At 70.6% G+C, this 16,957-nt stretch carries 15 protein-coding genes and 1 tRNA gene; 14 read left to right on the top strand and 2 right to left on the bottom strand.

The features are described 5' to 3' along the window. The first annotated feature begins 29 nt into the window (after nt 1–29). From ACX27O_RS28720 to ACX27O_RS28710, 3 genes are all read left to right on the top strand, one after another. On the top strand, nt 30–2,144 hold the full coding sequence (locus ACX27O_RS28720; protein ID WP_210865391.1) for a ThuA domain-containing protein: 2,115 nt from the start codon (nt 30–32) through the stop codon (nt 2,142–2,144). A gap of 301 nt (nt 2,145–2,445) precedes the next feature. Then, nucleotides 2,446–2,949 (top strand): sensor histidine kinase, encoded by a 504-nt coding sequence (locus ACX27O_RS28715; RefSeq protein WP_210865392.1) that lies wholly within the window; start codon nt 2,446–2,448, stop codon nt 2,947–2,949. A 212-nt stretch (nt 2,950–3,161) separates the two neighbouring features. Continuing rightward, complete coding sequence (locus ACX27O_RS28710) at nt 3,162–4,169, top strand: sugar phosphate isomerase/epimerase family protein (RefSeq protein ID WP_210865393.1); 1,008 nt, start codon at nt 3,162–3,164, stop codon at nt 4,167–4,169. 64 nt (nt 4,170–4,233) lie between these two features. On the opposite strand, the gene ACX27O_RS28705 is transcribed toward ACX27O_RS28710, so the two are convergent. After that, the gene (locus ACX27O_RS28705) at nt 4,234–4,638 is read right to left on the bottom strand and encodes a hypothetical protein (RefSeq protein ID WP_030330394.1); all 405 of its coding nucleotides are present in this window, start codon (nt 4,636–4,638) and stop codon (nt 4,234–4,236) included. A 297-nt stretch (nt 4,639–4,935) separates the two neighbouring features. Here ACX27O_RS28705 and ACX27O_RS28700 point away from each other — a divergent pair. Then, nucleotides 4,936–5,008 (top strand) — tRNA-Asn (locus ACX27O_RS28700). A 158-nt stretch (nt 5,009–5,166) separates the two neighbouring features. After that, a complete protein-coding gene (locus ACX27O_RS28695) occupies nt 5,167–7,284 on the top strand; it encodes an MMPL family transporter (protein WP_458940400.1) in 2,118 nt (705 codons plus the stop codon). A gap of 21 nt (nt 7,285–7,305) precedes the next feature. Here ACX27O_RS28695 and ACX27O_RS28690 read toward each other — a convergent pair whose 3' ends face one another. Further along, entirely contained in the window at nt 7,306–8,454 is a 1,149-nt protein-coding gene (locus ACX27O_RS28690) for a class I SAM-dependent methyltransferase (RefSeq protein WP_458940399.1), read from the bottom strand. A 529-nt stretch (nt 8,455–8,983) separates the two neighbouring features. Between ACX27O_RS28690 and lxmK the strand changes: the two genes are divergently transcribed. From lxmK to ACX27O_RS28645, 9 genes are all read left to right on the top strand, one after another. Next, entirely contained in the window at nt 8,984–10,066 is a 1,083-nt protein-coding gene (gene lxmK, locus ACX27O_RS28685; RefSeq protein ID WP_030330391.1) for a class V lanthionine synthetase subunit LxmK, read from the top strand. Then, nucleotides 10,063–11,022: a T3SS effector HopA1 family protein gene (locus ACX27O_RS28680; protein ID WP_458940398.1), complete on the top strand. Its 960-nt coding sequence runs from the start codon at nt 10,063–10,065 to the stop codon at nt 11,020–11,022. Before lxmK ends, ACX27O_RS28680 begins: the two co-directional genes overlap by 4 nt. A gap of 102 nt (nt 11,023–11,124) precedes the next feature. Further along, nucleotides 11,125–11,307, top strand: a complete 183-nt coding sequence (locus ACX27O_RS28675) for a hypothetical protein (RefSeq protein ID WP_030330389.1) — start codon at nt 11,125–11,127, stop codon at nt 11,305–11,307. Between the two features lie 71 nt (nt 11,308–11,378). Next, a complete protein-coding gene (locus ACX27O_RS28670; protein ID WP_030330388.1) occupies nt 11,379–11,567 on the top strand; it encodes an LxmA leader domain family RiPP in 189 nt (62 codons plus the stop codon). An 85-nt stretch (nt 11,568–11,652) separates the two neighbouring features. After that, nucleotides 11,653–12,669 carry a methyltransferase gene (locus tag ACX27O_RS28665; protein ID WP_081883762.1) on the top strand — a complete coding sequence of 339 codons (1,017 nt, stop codon included), beginning with the start codon at nt 11,653–11,655 and terminating at the stop codon, nt 12,667–12,669. Nucleotides 12,670–12,693: 24 nt separating this feature from the next. Then, on the top strand, nt 12,694–14,463 hold the full coding sequence (locus ACX27O_RS28660) for an ABC transporter ATP-binding protein (RefSeq protein ID WP_458940397.1): 1,770 nt from the start codon (nt 12,694–12,696) through the stop codon (nt 14,461–14,463). After that, entirely contained in the window at nt 14,460–15,425 is a 966-nt protein-coding gene (locus ACX27O_RS28655) for an LLM class flavin-dependent oxidoreductase (protein ID WP_030330385.1), read from the top strand. The genes ACX27O_RS28660 and ACX27O_RS28655 overlap by 4 nt, the downstream gene beginning before the upstream one ends. After that, nucleotides 15,422–16,057, top strand: a complete 636-nt coding sequence (locus ACX27O_RS28650; protein WP_051708268.1) for a flavoprotein — start codon at nt 15,422–15,424, stop codon at nt 16,055–16,057. The genes ACX27O_RS28655 and ACX27O_RS28650 overlap by 4 nt, the downstream gene beginning before the upstream one ends. Beyond that, the gene (locus ACX27O_RS28645) at nt 16,054–16,950 is read left to right on the top strand and encodes an aminoglycoside phosphotransferase/kinase family protein (protein WP_210865397.1); all 897 of its coding nucleotides are present in this window, start codon (nt 16,054–16,056) and stop codon (nt 16,948–16,950) included. The genes ACX27O_RS28650 and ACX27O_RS28645 overlap by 4 nt, the downstream gene beginning before the upstream one ends. The last annotated feature ends 7 nt before the right edge of the window (nt 16,951–16,957 follow it).

Below are 16,957 nucleotides of genomic sequence, written 5' to 3'. Positions count from 1 at the left end.
CCCCTCCTAACCGCAATTAGGAGAGCGATATGCGCAGACGCCTGCGACCCGTCCTCGGTGCGGCAATGGCCGCACTCGCCGTCATCGCCTGTACCACCCCGGCCACCCCGGCCAGCGCCGCCGACGCCCCGTACGACGTGCTGGTGTTCTCCAAGACCGCCGGTTTCCGGCACGACGCGATCCCGGTCGGCATCCAGACCATCCGCGACCTGGGCGCGGCGAACAACTTCACCGTCACCGCGACCGAGGACGCCGCCGCGTTCACCACCAGCAACCTGAACCAGTACGAGGCGGTCGTCTTCCTCAACACCACCGGCGACGTGCTCAACGCCAGCCAGCAGACCGCCTTCGAGTCGTACATCGGCTCCGGTCGCGGGTACGTGGGTGTGCACGCCGCCGCCGACACCGAGTACGACTGGCCGTTCTACGGCAACCTGGTGGGCGCGTGGTTCGCCTCGCACCCGGCGATCCAGCAGGCCAACATGAAGGTGGAGGACCGGGGCCACGCGGCGACCGGGCATCTGCCGCAGACCTGGACCCGCACCGACGAGTGGTACAACTACCGCACCAACGCCCGGTCGACCGCGCACGTGCTGGCCACCCTTGACGAGTCGTCGTACTCCGGCGGCGGCATGGGTGCCGACCACCCGCTGAGCTGGTGCAAGAGCTACAGCGGCGGCCGGTCCTTCTACACCGGCGCGGGGCACACCCAGGCGTCGTACGCGGAGCCGGCGTTCCGCAACCACCTGCTCGGCGGCATCCGGTACGCCTCCGGTCGGAGCAAGGCCGACTGCCGGCCCGAGACCGGCTACACCCCGCTGTTCAACGGCTCGACGGCCGGTTGGTCACAGGCCGGCCCGGGCAGCTTCACCAACTCCGACGCCACCCTGACCTCGGTCGGCGGCATGGGGTTGTTCTGGTACAACGCCAAGCAGTTCACCAACTACTCTTTGAAGCTGGACTGGAAGCTGGCCGGTGACGACAACTCCGGCATCTTCATCGGTTTCCCACCGTCGAGTGACCCGTGGTCGGCGGTCGACAACGGTTACGAGATCCAGATCGACGCCACCGACGCGACCGACCGCACCACCGGCGCGGTCTACACCTTCAAGTCCGCCGACATCGCCGCTCGCGACGCGGCGTTGAACGCGCCGGGGGAGTGGAACACCTACGAACTGCTGGTCGAGGGGGAGCGGCTGCAGATCTTCCTGAACGGCGTGAAGATCAACGACTTCACCAACACCAACCCGGTCCGATCGCTGGCCGGCCACATCGGCATCCAGAACCACGGCACCGGTGACGACGCCTCGTTCCGCAACATCCGGATCAAGGAGTTGGGCACCACGCCGCCGCCGACCGGCAACACCACGATCCAGGCCGAGACGTTCAGCGCGGCCAACGGCGTCTCCGCGTTCACCAAGGCGGGCGCCAACGGCGGGCAGACCATCGGCTACATCGACCCGGGCGACTGGGCCGCCTACAACGGCGTCAACCTGACCGGGGTCACCTCGTTCACGTCCCGGGTCGTCTCCGGCGGCGCTGGCGGCACCATCCAGGTGCGCACCGGTTCGGCCACCGGCCCGGTGCTGGGCTCGGTCGCCGTGCCCAACACCGGCAGTTGGACGACCTTCGCCAACGTCACCACGGCGCTGTCCAACGTCCCGTCCGGCACCCAGAACCTGTATCTCACCTTCACCGGTAGCGGCACCGGGCTCTTCGACGTGGACGACTTCACACTGGTCAAGGGGAGCGGCGGCAGCACCGGGGTCGGCCCGATCAAGGGTCTCGCCGGCAAGTGCCTGGACGTGCGCAACGGTGCCACCGCCGACGGCACCCAGATCCAGATCTACACCTGCAACAGCAGCGCGGCGCAGACGTGGACGGTGACGCCGAACTCGACGATCAAGGCGCTCGGCAAGTGCCTGGACGTCAACGGCAGCGGCACCGCCGACGGCACCAAGATCCAGCTCTGGACGTGCAACGGCACCGGCGCGCAGAACTGGGCGGCGCAGTCCGACGGCACCCTGCGCAACCCGTCGTCGGGCAAGTGCCTGGACGTCTCCGGCAACAACTCCGCCGACAGCACGATCGTGCACCTCTGGACCTGCCTCAACGCCGCCAACCAGAAGTGGACCCTGCCCTGACCGACTGATCCCGGAGGGGCTGCGACCCGCGTCGTCGGCCCCTCCGCCTCGGCACAAGCGCGACGAGCGGTGTCGCCAACGAGCGTGATGCCTCTGAGTCATCCTGATGACTCAGAGGCATCACTGCTTCGCCCGCCGGCCCGCCATCACCGCTTCGCCCGGCCGCCGTGGGCGCGGGGTTGCGGGGGAGTCGGAGCCTCGGTGTGGGCTGATCCCCGCACCGCTGCCGGGGCATTCGGATGCGGCACATTGCGTGGACGCCGCCGACCGCTTCACAGCTGGCTGCCGTACCTTGACCAGCATGGGGTTGTTCGCGCAGTGGCGTGGGACGGTGCTGGCGCGAGGCCATCAGCTGCTCGGTGCGCTGGGCCGGGCGGAGGAGCCCGACGACCCGTCCGAGCCGACGCCCAGCCTGAACCGTCTCGACGCCTTGGTGGAGGGCTTCACCGCCGGCCAACCGGTGCGGTGGAGCATGGCCGGGCAACCCCGGCCGCTGCCCGGCCCGGTCGACGTGGTGGCGTACCGGATCATCGAGGAAGCGCTGACCAACGCCTGCCGGCACGCGCCGGGCGCTCCGGTCGGGGTCCGCCTGCGCTACGACGCCGCGGGCATCACCATCGAGATCCGCGACGAGGGCGCCGGGCCCGCCCCGGCAGGCGGCGGCAGCCAGGTCGCCGGGCGAGGTCTGCTCGGGGTACGCAGGCGCGCCGAGCGGCTCGGCGGCACCTTCTCCGCCGGCCCGCGCGCCGGAGGGGGCTTCACCGTACGGGCGGTCCTGCCCGCCCCCGAGGAAATGATCGGATGAACTGTCGACTCCAGGGCTTCCCCGATCGGGCACCTCGGAAATAGGCTGAGGGCGGCGACCGTGCTGGTGGCCGGTGACCCGGTGGGAGGCGCAACCCGCCGGGCCCAGGTGTGTTCCGCACCCACCGGTGACCGCGCGAACGCCGCGTACGTCCGGTCACCCCTCGCCCCGGTCCGCACAGGGAATCCCCATCACAACAGGGGAGAAGGACAATGGCGCGACCCATCACGCTCTTCACCGGCCAGTGGGCCGATCTTCCGTTCGAGGAGGTCTGCCGGCTCGCCTCCGAGTGGGGCTACGACGGTCTGGAGATCGCCTGCTGGGGCGACCACTTCGAGGTCGACAAGGCGCTCGCCGACGACTCGTACGTCGAGCGGAAGAAGGAGACCCTCGCGAAGTACAACCTCCAGGTCTTCACGATCTCCAACCACCTCGTCGGCCAGGCGGTCTGCGACCACCCGATCGACGAGCGGCACCAGGACATCCTGCCCGGCCGCATCTGGGGCGACGGAGAGCCCGAGGGGGTTCGCCAGCGGGCCGCCGAGGAGATCAAGGACACCGCGCGGGCGGCGGCGAAGCTCGGGGTGAAGACCGTTGTCGGCTTCACCGGTTCGTCGATCTGGCACACCCTGGCGATGTTCCCGCCGGTGCCGCCGGCGATGATCGAGCGCGGCTACCAGGACTTCGCCGACCGGTGGAACCCCATCCTCGACGTGTTCGACGAGGTGGGGGTGCGGTTCGCCCACGAGGTGCACCCCAGCGAGATCGCGTACGACTACTGGACGACGAAGCGGACGCTGGAGGCGATCGGCAACCGGCCCGCGTTCGGGCTGAACTGGGACCCGTCGCACTTCGTGTGGCAGGAGCTGGACCCGGTGAACTTCATCTTCGACTTCGCCGACCGCATCTACCACGTGGACTGCAAGGACGCGAAGGTGCGTACCGGGGACGGCCGGCGTGGCCGGCTCGCCTCGCACCTGCCCTGGGCGGACCTGCGCCGCGGGTGGGACTTCGTCTCCACCGGCCACGGCGACGTGCCCTGGGAGGACTGCTTCCGCGCGTTGAACGCGATCGGCTACACCGGCCCGATCTCGGTCGAGTGGGAAGACGCGGGGATGGACCGGCTGGTCGGCGCCCCGGAGGCGTTGCAGTTCGTCCGCCGGCTCGCCTTCGACGCACCGAGCGCCGCCTTCGACGCGGCGTTCAGCAGCAAGGACTGATCGCACCCCGGACCGACCACGGGCCGGTCGCCCTGCGGCGACCGGCCCGTGTACGTGCGTGTGGTCAGAGCGTGCTGGCGTTCGTGCCCGAGCCGGACGGCTTGGTGCGGGGGTTCGTGGACGACGGCGACCCGGAGGTCGTGCCGACCGTGCTGGTGCCCGCCTTGGCGCCCACGGTGGCGGGCGTGCCGGCGAACGCGTCGTCGGCGGCGGTCAGCTCCTGCTTGCCGGTGCTGCCGTTGCCGGTGCCCAGCTTCTCGGCCAGTTTGGTCTGGCCGAGCTTGTCCTTGCCCTCGCTGTAGAGCTTGTTGGCCTGGGCCTGCGCGACCCCGGCCGCCTCCTGGACGGTCGGGTGGTCGAGCACCTTGCGGCCCCGAACCACGAGCTCTTCGTACTTCTCCCGGCCGGCACGGGCGCCCAGGACGAATCCCGCAGCCAGCCCGCCAAGAAACATGATCTTTCCGCGCATGGCGGCTCCTTCCGTACCTGACGCGCCGTCATCCTCCCGGTGAGTTGCCCCGTCGGAAGGCGACCTGTTCGCGCCTGCGTCCTCTGTCCGCAGCTAACTACCCATCCTGCTCTCCGCTCAAGCATGTCTGGGCCGGGATGGCGATTTACCCTGTATGTCGATGTGTCGTGGCACCTGACCTGCGGATGTCGATCATCAGGTGTCCGGGTGTAACCCACTGGACCGCCACGGGGGAAAGTCCTGTACTCTTGTCCCGTCGCACGGCGTCGGCGAGATCCGATTCCGGGCGGTGCACGATCCCCTGTAGCTCAATTGGCAGAGCAGCCGGCTGTTAACCGGCAGGTTATTGGTTCGAGTCCAATCGGGGGAGCTTCTCCACCCAACGCCCGTCGGCCTGATGCCGACGGGCGTTTTCGTGTGTGTGACCCTGTTTCGCCCACCCTGGACCTGCCTGCCCGGCAGGATGGTCGATGTCGACTGAGGCTCCCGCTGCGTCGATTGATGCGTCGATCCTTGAGGTGAGTGCGGATGTCCGGACGAGGCGGCAGGGCCACGCTGATCGCGGTGGCGGTCGTGCTGGCCTGGTTGGTGATCGGCGGCGTGTCCGGCCCGTACGCAGGACGTCTGAGCGAGGTGGCCACCAACGACAACGCGGCCTTCCTGCCCACCGACGCCGAGGCGACCCGTGCCCAGGATCTCGCCGGCGAGTTCGTCGACCGGCAGACCACCCCGGCGCTGGTCGTCTACGAGCGGCGCTCCGGGATCACCGACGCGGACCGGCAACGGGTCAGCGCCGACATCGCCCGGTTCGCCCAGATCCCCGGCGTGGTCACCCCGCTGCCCCCGCCCATCCCGAGCGAGGACGGCCAGGCACTGCAGGTCGTCGTGCCGGTGGACGACGCCGAGGGCGAGGAGATCGGCGCGGTCGTCGAGCAACTGCGCGACATCACCGGCGGCGACCGGGACGGCCTCACCGTCGACGTCTCCGGCCCGGCCGGCCTGCTCGCCGACCTGATCGAGGTCTTCTCGGCGATCGACGGCCCACTGCTGCTGGTCACCCTGGTCGTGGTGCTGATCATCCTGCTGGTCATCTACCGCAGCCCGGTCCTCTGGATTTTCCCGCTGCTCGCCGCCGGCATGTCGTACGCCCTCGCCTCGGTCTTCGTCTACCTGCTCGCCGACGCGGACGTGCTCAAGCTCAACGGGCAGGCCCAGGGCATCCTCACCGTGCTGGTCTTCGGCGCCGGCACCGACTACGCGCTGCTGCTGATCGCCCGCTACCGGGAGGAGCTGCACCAGCACGACCGGCCCTGGGACGCCATGCGCGCCGCCTGGAAGGGTGCCGCGCCGGCCATCATCGCCTCCGGCGGCACCGTCATCGTCAGCCTGCTCTGCCTGCTGCTGTCCAGCCTCAACTCCAACCGGGCGCTCGGCCCGGTCGCCGCCATCGGCATCGGCGCCACCCTGCTGGTGATGCTCACCTTCCTGCCCGCGCTGCTGGTGCTCGGCGGGCGGTGGGCGTTCTGGCCCCGACGGCCCGAAGCCGACCAGGCCGACCCACGGGCCGAACACGGCATCTGGAGCCGCATCGCCGGCTTCGTCGCCCGGCACGCCCGGCCGATCTGGCTGAGCACCGCCGTGGTGCTGGCAGTGCTGACGCTCGGCCTCACCCAGCTCGGCGCCACCACCCTCGGCCAGTCCGACCTCTTCACCCAGCGCACCGACTCGGTGGACGGCCAGGAAGTGATCTCCCGGCACTACCCGGCCGGCACCGGCAGCCCGGCCACCATCTTCACCACCGAGCAGACCGCCCGGCAGGTCGCCCAGGTCGCGAAGGACGTCCCCGGCGTCGCCGACGTCCGCCCCCTCACCACCGGGCCGCAGACCGGCCCACCCGAGGCGAACGCCGCCCCGAAGGTCGTCGACGGGCGGGTGCAGTTGGAAGCCACGCTGGCCGACCCACCCGACAGCGACGGCGCCGAACGGGCCATCCGCGAGCTGCGGGTCGCCGTACACCAGGTGCCCGGCGCGGACGCGGTGGTCGGCGGCTTCACCGCGATCAACGTGGACACCTCGGACGCCGCGAAGCGCGACCAGAACGTCATCATCCCGGTGGTGCTGGTGGTCATCGCGGTCATCCTGGCCCTGCTGCTGCGCGCGCTGCTCGCTCCGGTGCTGCTGATCGCCACCGTGCTGCTCAGCTTCGCGGCGACCCTCGGTCTCTGCGCGCTGCTGTTCCGCCACGTCTTCGACTTCCCCGGCGTGGACTCGTCGTTCCCGCTGTTCGCGTTCGTCTTCCTGGTCGCGCTCGGCATCGACTACAACATCTTCCTGATGAGCCGGGTCCGCGAGGAGTCGGTGAAGCGCGGCACCCGCGCCGGGGTGCTCTCCGGTCTCGCCGTCACCGGCGGCGTGATCACCTCCGCCGGCATCGTGCTCGCCGCGACGTTCTCCGCCCTCGCCGTCCTGCCGCTTGTGGTGCTCGTCGAGCTGGGTACCGCTGTCGCGATCGGGGTGCTGATCGACACCATCGTCGTCCGCTCGCTGCTGGTGCCCGCGCTCGCGTACGACATCGGGCCGAAGATCTGGTGGCCGGGCCGGTTGTCCCGGGCGAACGGCGAGCGGGAGGCGCGCGACGCTGGTTGAGACGGCTCGCGCGCGCCGCTGTCAGTCCGACACGCCGGCGCGTTGCCGCACTCCCCGGGGAATCCAGGACGGCGCTCCGCCGTCCAGATTGCGCTCCTTCTCGACGAACGCCAGGTTGTGGTAGAAGTGCACGCCCCCGATGTCCGGGTCGGTGAAGGCAGGGGTCCGTCCGACGATCTCCTCGTGGTGCAGGCCGTCGACGAGCGTCTTGAGGAACCCGAGGCTCGTCGCCGGGTCGTCGTAGGTCCCGGCCCGACCGCCGAAGGTCGGCCAGTACGACGTCTGCAGGTCCTCCATGACGTACAGGCCGCCGTGGCGCAGGACGGGGAAGAGGGAGGCGAACGAGGCGAGCAGGTGGGCGCTGACGTGGCTGCCGTCGTCGATGACGATGTCCGGCCGGCCCATCACCTCCACCACCCGGGCCAGGTCGGCGGGGGACGACTGGTCGCCCTGCAGCACTGTGACCCGCTGGTCGGTGAGGTGCGACTTGTCGACGATGTCGAGCCCGTAGACGAGCGCCCGGGGAAAGTAGCGCCGCCAGACCTCCAGTGACGCCCCGCCGCGGTGCTGGTCACCGAACCCGCCCACCCCGATCTCCAGGATGGTCAGTGGCTGGTCGCGCAGCGGGCCGAAGTGCTGCTCGTACCGGCGGGGGTAGGTGTGGTGGCCCCACTTGTCGGAGCCGTAGCGGACGCAGAGTTCGGCCAGGCCGATGTCGTACGGCCGGTCGAGCGCGTCCACGAGTCGGCGGACCACGTCGTAGGCGGGCAGTGGGCGGTCGAACGCCGACGGGTCCTCCAGGTGCCCCCAGTGGACCACCCGGCTCGCGCTGGACTGCGCGCCGCGCGGCCCGAACAGGCTGCGGACCACCTCGGTGAGGTCCTGGGTCAGCGACGCGTCGGGCGTCCCGACGGGCTCGGGGAGGTGTGCGACCCCCGCCGACCCGACCTGGAGCCCGTACCGGATCGTCGCGTCGCCGTGCCGCAGTCCCATCTGGACGGCGACGTCGGGGCCCGCCGGCACGTCCGCCCGGTGCAGCAGCTCGCGGACCACGGTGGCGGCGACGGCGTCCGCCCCGAGGTCGTCGATCACCGCCGTGATGCCGTCGGCGCTGCCCCCGGCCGCGGAGATGAGTCTGCCGAGTCCCGTTCGATCCACAGTCGTCTGCATCAGAAGATCATAAATGTCTACAGCAGTGTTTCGGGGTACGTGGCAGACCCGGCGACCGGTCGCCCGGTGCTGTCGCGCGGACCGCTGGACGGGCCCTGACCAGCCACTTTGGCGCATCCGAGCGGGCCGTTGCGGCGGCCTCGCCGTCGCTGGGCCAGCGGATCGCCCAGTTGCGAAAGTTGGAACCCGGGAAATTCCGGGGTTTAACCCCCGTCGATCCGCGCTGACCTGGGGTTTCGCCGGCTGACCGGCCGTCCTGTCGGGTTCGGCCAACCGGTACATCGGACAAAATGCCGCGGCCCGTAGAAACGAATTTAATACGGCCCGACATCGATGCCTTGCCGGGTCCTACCCGGTCGTGATTATCTTCAACCACGCCGCTCGCCGGTACGACAGAAAGACAGTCGCAAAGGCAGGCGGAAGACCGGGTCCGGCACCCTCGCCGGAATATTCAACTGAACGTTGGCTGCGCCTTGGCGTGCCCGTCCGAGAATTGTTGGAGGTGGCGACGGTGGTCACGAAACACGTGATGCCGATCGACTTGGACTCGGTCCCCGAGGTTGACGAAGTGCTGGTGGAGCTGGGTGTCGGCCCGTTCGTACGGGACACTGTCTCTGCTCCAATCGGCCGTAACGACGCCTGGTCGGGAGTCACCGAAAGCGGTCGGGACGTTTTCGTCAAGCGCCTCACCGGACAGGTCGAAGACACCAAGAACAGAATGCGCAGGCTGCTCGACTTCGAAGCCTACGCCGCGAAGGCCAATTTCGAGAATGTGCACTGGCCGCAGTTCATCGGCAGCCACCCCGACCACCGGATCGTCGTTTTCGAACGAATCAACGACGCGGTGAACGGTGCCGCGCTGATGGTCGACGAGACCTTCAGCCTGGCCCACGCGCAGCAGGTCGGCCGGGCGATCGGCCACCTGCACGCGACCCCGCCACCGGAGGGCCTGCGCCTCGACGAGTCGCCGCCCGGGTTCCCGCCGGTCACGTTCCTGCAGGGCCTGCCGCTCTCGGTGTTCCTCAAGTCGAGTGCCGGCGAGATCGAGGCCTGGCGGCTGTTGCAGAACGACCCCGAGCTGATCGCCGCGGTGCAGCGCCTGCGCGACGCCGAACGGGACGCTCCCCGCGTCCCCTCGCACTGCGACCTGCGGGTGGACCAGTTCCTGGTCGCCGAGGACGGGTTGTTCCTCACCGACTGGGAGGAGTTCCGACTGGCCGACCCGGCCCGTGACGTCGGCGCGTTCGCCGGGGAGTGGGTCTACCGGTCGGTGCTCGACCTGGTCACCAATCGGGGCGACGAGGCGTTCGTCGACACCGAGTTCACCCACGAGCTGGTCCTGCAACGCGGTGTCGAGAAGATGCGCCGACTGCTGCCGCTGGTGCACGAGTTCTGGCGGGCGTACACCGACGTCCGGCCGGACATCGATGCGGGCCTCGCGGTCCGCGCGACCGCCTTCGCCGGCTGGCACCTGCTGGACCGGCTGGTCGCTGGCGCCCTGTCCTCGTCGCGGCTGTCCGCCATCCAGCGCGCCGCCGCCGGCGTCGGCCGCGCCGCGCTGGTCAACCCCGAGAAGTTCGCCACCACCCTCGGCTTTGGAGGTGCCCGATGACGTTGCAAGCCCAACCACTGGCCGGGGAACTGGCCCCCGCGATCCGGGACGCGGTCCGTCAGATCCGGGTCTCCCCGGACCGGACCACTGCCGTGATCGGTGGTCGCGAGGTCGTCGCCGACTTCCCCCGCGAGCTTCGCCGGTTGCTCGCCGAATCGATCTACAACGTGCTGCACTCCGGCCAGCCGGACGGCAAGGTGCCGACCCGGTTGCGGGAGGACGCACTCGAGGAACGCTTCACCGCGGCCGTGCCGCACCGGCAGATCCAGGTCGGGGCGGTCGTCCGGTCCACCGTCCAGCGCGACGCCGCCGGACGCGGACGGATCCTCGTCGAACGTGAGGGCCTGCGGATCTGGGCGCCGATCGATGCGATCACCACGACCGGGTACGCCCCGGGCGAGCCGGTGCGGTTGGCCGTACCGCCGTGGCGGGCCGCGCTGTCACCGGGCTTCTTCCTGGTCGACGGTTCCCGGCAACGGGACACCTCCCGGGGTGTGCTGCGGGTCTACCTCAACGTCCTCGACGTGGATCACGCGGTCGAGGCCTGGCGCGAGGTGCTCACGTTCCTCGAGGAGCGCCAGGTGCCGTACCGGGCGAAGGTGCTCTCGGCCCGGGAGCTCTATCCCCGACGCGACGCGATAGTGGTCTACCTGGGCAGCGACTGGCAGCACGTCGCCGCCGACCTGGCGGAGCTGGCCCAGGGCCTGCGCGGCACCGGCCCCGAGACGTCGGTGTTCGTCGAGCGGATCGCCCCCGGCGTCGGCACGGCCTGGGAACCGGTCGACGGCAGGTCCGGCAGGCAGGGGCTGAGCTTCGGCCAGCACCGCGCCACCGTCCTGGCCGCGGCACTGGTGGAGGCCGCCGACGACCTCCAGCGGGTCGACTCGCTGATCGTCTCGCGCTTCCGGGAGGCCGGCATCGACCCGACCAACCCGGCCCGCAACACCACCGTCTGAAACCGACCGACAACACATCGCCAAGACCTGAGCTCGCTTGCTGGGAGGGTCAACAGGGGCGTTCCCAGTTTGGAGCTCAGTGCTTCCCCGAAGGAGAGAGAAGTGAACACGGACATCACCAAGAGCGACAACATCATGGAGCTCGTGTCCAGCTACGAGACCTACCTCGAGGCGGACGACGACCTGGGTGTCTCCGCCGTCGCGGACGCCCCGGCGACCACCTGGTACTGCGCGAGCGCCGCGGTCAGCTTCCTCACCGCCGCCACCTACGAGGCGACCTGCTGACCAGCTCTTCCCCGATCCCGTCCGCGCTCAGGCGGACGTCAGGTAACACCACGCACACAGAGGAGAGGTACATGCAGGAGAAGGCGAACAACATCGAGGAGCTGCTGGCGGGCTACGAGACCTACAGCACCGCCGAGGACATCGACCTCTCGGCCGTCTCGGACGCTCCCGCCACGACTCCCGGCTGCGCCATCGTCAGCGCCGGCGTCAGCTGGATGAGCGGCCAGGTGGTCTCGAAGACCATCGACGACGGCTGCTGAAACGAGTACCAGGTCCGGAGCGGCGGGCCGGAATCCCGCCGGCCCGCCGCTCGGACCCTGCCGACCCCTAGCGAGGTGCACCGCGATGACTGAGATCCCGCCCTTCCAGCAACTGTTGACCATGACCGACCTTCTGGTCCCGGCCGCCGTCCGCGCGGCCGCCACGCTCGGCATCGCGGACCACATCGCGGCCGGCGCCACCACCGCTGCCGAGATCGCCCACCGCGCCGGCAGCGCCCCCGACGTGACCGGGACGCTGCTGCGCTACCTGGTCGAGATCAAGATCCTGGAGAGCGGCCCCGACGGGGAGTACGCACTGACCCCGCTGGGCGATCCGCTGCGCTCGGACCATCCGCAGAGCGTGCGTCAGGTCCTGCGCAACGACGGCATGATCGGCAGCATCACGCTGAGCCTGCTGCGCCTCGACCACACGGTGCGTACCGGCCGGCCGGGCTACGCCGCCGAGTTCGGCCGGGACTACTGGGACGCGGTGAACACCGACCCGGCCTTCGTCGCCGAGTGGCGCGAGCAGGGCGAGGCCGCCGACGAGCTCGACAAGCAGGTGCTCCGCTGGGACGCCGGAAAGATCATTTCCGAGTACGACTGGAGCGGCGTCGACAGTTTCATCGACGTCGGCGGTCACCTGGGCAGCCTGACCATGGCCCTGGCCCGGGCCCACCCGCACCTGCACGGCACCCTGCTCGACCTGCGGAACGTGTCGGCGGAGGCCGGTCGACGCTTCGCGCGCAGCGACGTCGCGGACCGGGTGACGGCGGTGCAGGGCAGCTTCTTCGACCCGCTGCCGCCCGGCAAGGACGTGTACCTGCTCTCCGCCATCCTCGCGGACTGGTCCGACGACGAGGCGGTCCTGATCCTGAAGCGCTGCCGGGAGGCGGCCGGAGCCACCGGCCGGGTGCTGGTCGCCGACATCGCCATGCCGGTCTCCGGCCCCGGCTCGGAACTTCAGCTGCGGTCGATGATGCCGGCGCCCACGCGGACGGTCGAGGACATCGAGCGGCTCGGCGCCGAGGCCGGCCTCCAGGTCTCCTGGCGCGGCCCCGCGACGGCGGTCCGGACCCTGATCGAGTTCACCGCCCACTAGCACAGCTGCCGAACGGAGAATCCCATGCGACACCATCCGCCGGAGGCGCGGCAACAAGCGGACCGGCCGCTGCGCATCCTGCGCGACCTGGCCACCGGGCACCCGGGCACGATGCTGCTGATCGGTCTGCTCGCCCTGGCGTCCACCGCCGGCACCCTGGCGCTGCCCTGGGCGGTCGGTCGGCTCATCGCCACGCTGGGCGACGGCGCCGCCGACCGTTGGACGGTCTGGCTGATCGTCTTCGGGCTCGGCGCGGCACTGGCCAACACGCTCGCCACCTTCCTGCTCTCCCGGCTGGGCCAGCGGATGATCTGCCGGCTGCGGGTCCGCACCATGGGCCACGCGCTGCGTCTGCCGCTCGCCGACGTACGACGCGAGGGCAGCGGCAACCTGGTCACCCGGATCACCGCTGACACCTCGCGGGTCAAGAAGCTGATCGACGTCGGCCCGATCCAGCTCCCGATCGCCGGTCTCACCGCCATCGGCACGTTGGTGATCATGGGCTTCCTGGACTGGCTCCTGCTGGCCGTGACGGTGGGCGCGTTCGCGGTCGCCGGCGGCCTGATCACCCTGGTGGTCAAGCGACTGCGGCGCAGTTACGTCGCGGTGCAGGAGTCCACCGGCCTGCTGGCCCAGCGGTTCGTCGCGGCCGTCGACGCCGTCAAGGTGATCAAGGCGTACCGGGCCGAGGAGTCGGTGAGCGCGGACCTGGCCACCCACGCCGAGACCGTCGCCCGCCGCGAGATCGACGCCGCCCGGATGGAGGCCCTGATGACCCCGGTGGTCAACCTGGGCCAGCAGATCGCACTGGTCGCGGTGATCACCGGGGGCGGCGCGCGGTTGGTCGCCGGCACCCTGTCGCTGGCCGACTTCGTGGCGTTCCTGCTCTACCTGCTTCAGCTCACCGGCCCGTTCATGATGATCGCGGCGGGTGTCACGGCACTGAAGATGGGCACTGTCGCCCGGGAACGCTTCACCGGCCTCTTCGAGAAGCCCCAGGAGTCCGGCGGCGAGACCGCGCAGCCGGTCACCGTTCCGGCCGGTCCGGTGCCGGCGGTGCAGTTCGACCACGTCGACTTCAGCTACGGCAGCACGCCGGTGCTGCGGGACGTCTCCTTCGAGGTGCCGGCCCGGGGGTTGACCGCCATCGTCGGCCTCTCCGGAGCGGGGAAGAGCACCGCGGTGGAGCTGATCCAGCGCTTCGCCGACGTCACCTCGGGCAGCATCCGGGTGCAGGGCCGGGACACCCGCAACTGGCCACTCGCCGACCTGCGCGCCCAGGTGGCCTACGTGGACCAGGCGGCCAGCTCGGTGCAGGACACCGTGCGCCGCAACCTCACCCTGGGCCGTGGCGAGGCGGCGTTCTCCGACGGGGAGCTGTACGCGGTGCTGCACCGCGTCGGCCTGGCCGACGAGATCCGCCGCAAGCCGCAGGGCCTGGACACCGTCCTGGCCGGCGACGTGGACCTCTCCGGCGGTCAGCGTCAGCGGCTCGCCATCGCCCGGGCCATGCTGACCGACGCCCCACTGGTGCTCCTCGACGAACCGTCGTCGCACCTGGACAGCATCAACGAGCAGAAGCTCCGTGACCTGGTCGACGACCTGGCCGCGACCCGCGCCGTGCTGGTCGTGGCGCATCGGATCTCCACGATCCAGCACGCCGACCACGTGGTCATCCTCCAGTCGGGCGAGGTCGTCGGTCAGGGGCCGCACGACGAGCTTCTGCGCAACTGCTCGAACTACACCGATCTGGTCCGTGGCCAGATGCTGGTCGGAACAGGAGCCCTGGCATGACGCACTACTCGATCATGATGCCGTTCGCGCCGCGCCGCCCCGAGCAGCTGCTGCCGTTCGCCGCGCTCACCCAGTGGAGCGAGGCATCCTGCCTCTGGCAGGGGCAGGGCAACGTCGGCGACACCCACATCAGCTTCTCGTACGCCGCGGCCAGCGGTTTCCGGGTCCCGATGGGTACCTCGGTCAACCTCATGCCGTTCCTGCACCCGTACGACGCCGCGCTGCGCGCCCAGACCCTGGCGGTGGCCACCGGGCACCGCGTGGTGGCCGGCTTCGGCCCCGGTGGCGCGTCGTTGCAGCGCGGCACGCTCGGTGCCCCGTACCGCAGCCAGCTCGGCGCGGTCCGCGAGTACGTGACGATCGTCCGGTCCCTGTTGGAGACCGGCAAGGTCAACCACCAGGGCGAGTTCTTCTCCTGCGGCATGGAACTGGGCACGTTCCCCCGCCCGGCCATCGAGATCGGGCTGGGCGTGCTGCGGCCCCGGATGGCGGAGTTGGCGGGTGAGGTCGCGGACGTGGCGATCACCTGGCTGACGCCGGCCTCGTACCTGCGCGACACCGTGGTGCCCGCGCTGCGCCGGGGTGCGGAGCGGGCCGGGCGGCCGATGCCGCGCGTGGTCGCGATCGTGCCGATGGCGCTGCGCACGCCCGACCGCGACCCGGTCGACCTCGCCCTGAACAGCAACTCCGGGCACATGCGCCTGCCGCACTACATCGACATGTTGAGCCGCTCGGGCATCGACGTGGACATGGCCGACGACCCGCGGGCCAGCGGTCGGGCCCTCGTCGAGGGTGGCGCCTTCCTCTACGGCGACCAGGAGGAGCTGACGCAGGGCATCAAGGAGTTCAGCGCCGCGGGCGCCGACGAGGTGGCGTTCAACCTGGCCGGGGTCTGCGTGACCTACGGGGCCAAGACCACGCTGGGCGAGCTGGAGACCATCCTCGGGAACGTGGCGCGATGAGTGCCGGGCCACCGCTGGAGTTCCTGGAGACACCGGAGCTGGAGCTGAGGCGGCTGCTGCTGGTGATCACCGGCTCGGCCGCGGCCAGCAACGTGCCGACCTGGCTGAACTGGCTCCGGGAGACGTACCCCCGGCTGGAGGTGGCAGTGGTCGCCACCCCCAGCGCCCTGCGGTTCGTGACCCGGCAGGCGCTGAGCCTGCGGACCGACCACGAGGTGCTCGTCGACACCTGGGAGGACTGCGAGCGGGCTCGGCACGTCGAGCACGTCGAGTGGGCGGACGCCATGCTGGTCTACCCGGCGACGTTCCACTTCGTCGCCCGGCTCGCCCTCGGGCTCGCCGACAGCCCGGCGCTGCTGGCGATGCAGTGCACCTCCGCGCCGGTCGGCCTGTCACCGGCGCTGCCGCCCGGTGGCCTGGACAGCCCGGCGTTCCAGCGGCACTGGGCGACGCTGGCCGAGCGGCGCAACGTGGCCCTGATCCCTCCGCTGCCCGCACGCAGCCTCACCACCGGCCGTGACGACGGCTGGGTGAGTCCACCACTGCCGGAGGCGCTGCGCAGGCTGGAGGCCCGCCGTCGCGAGCTGGCCGAGGTGGACGTGCCGGTCCTGACCGGGGGAGCGACCCGATGACCACCGCCACAGTGACCGCGCCGGCCGGCCGGGACTTCGGCACCGGCCTGCTGGTCACCGCGGTACGCCCGGAACCCGCCGGTGGCTACCGGTGGCGGCGCGCCCCCGGGCCGCTGGCGCCCGCGCCGTTCGTGCCGACCGGCACCGCACCGCGCCGGCTCGGCACCGCACGACCGGGCGCGACGTCGGTGCACTGGGTCGTGGGTGAGCCCGACGGCGACGCCCGCACCTACCGGGTACGGGGCGCGACCTCGGTGGCCGCCGTCCTGTTGGGCAACGGCCCCGAGCCGGCGATGGCGTCGCTGTTGCACGGGCTCGGCCAGGCGCTGCGGGAGCTGCACGCGCAACCGCTCCCGCCCGGTGTCGCGGCAGGGGGAGCGCCGCGCGGGCTGGTCCGGTTCACCCGCTGGCTCAACGGGCGCTCACCGCACCCGCGTGGCGCGTACGCCGAATCCCTGCTGCGCTCCCGGCTCGGCGGCGCGGCCCTGGCCCGGGTGCGGGAGCACACCGCCCAGATCGCCGCCGCCGACGAGCGTGTCCTGTGCCACGGTGCGCCCGGTCTGGGCTCGCTCATTCCGGCGGAGGGGGAGTCGGCGGCCGCCGACGCGCTCATCGGCGAGGACGTGTGCGCCGCGCCCTGGTACTACGACCTCGGCTGGGTCCTCGGTGAGCTCGTCGAGTTGCAGTGGTATCTCGGCGGCGACCGGCCGGCGTGGCAACTGTTGATCAACGCGTTGCTCGACGGTTACGGCCGCGAACTCGACGACCGGTGGCGCGAGACCGTCGCGTTCCGGGTGCTGCTGCACGTGCACGACTACATCAGCTACGTCGGCTGGGAGCCGAAGGTCTTCGACAAATACACCGGGTTCGCCCGGCACCTGCTGTCCTCCTGAGGAAAAC

The sequence above is a fragment of the Micromonospora sp. SD19 genome, assembly GCF_054462275.1.
Note: the sequence above shows the minus strand (reverse complement) of the source record. Positions and strands in the feature narration are given on the sequence as shown.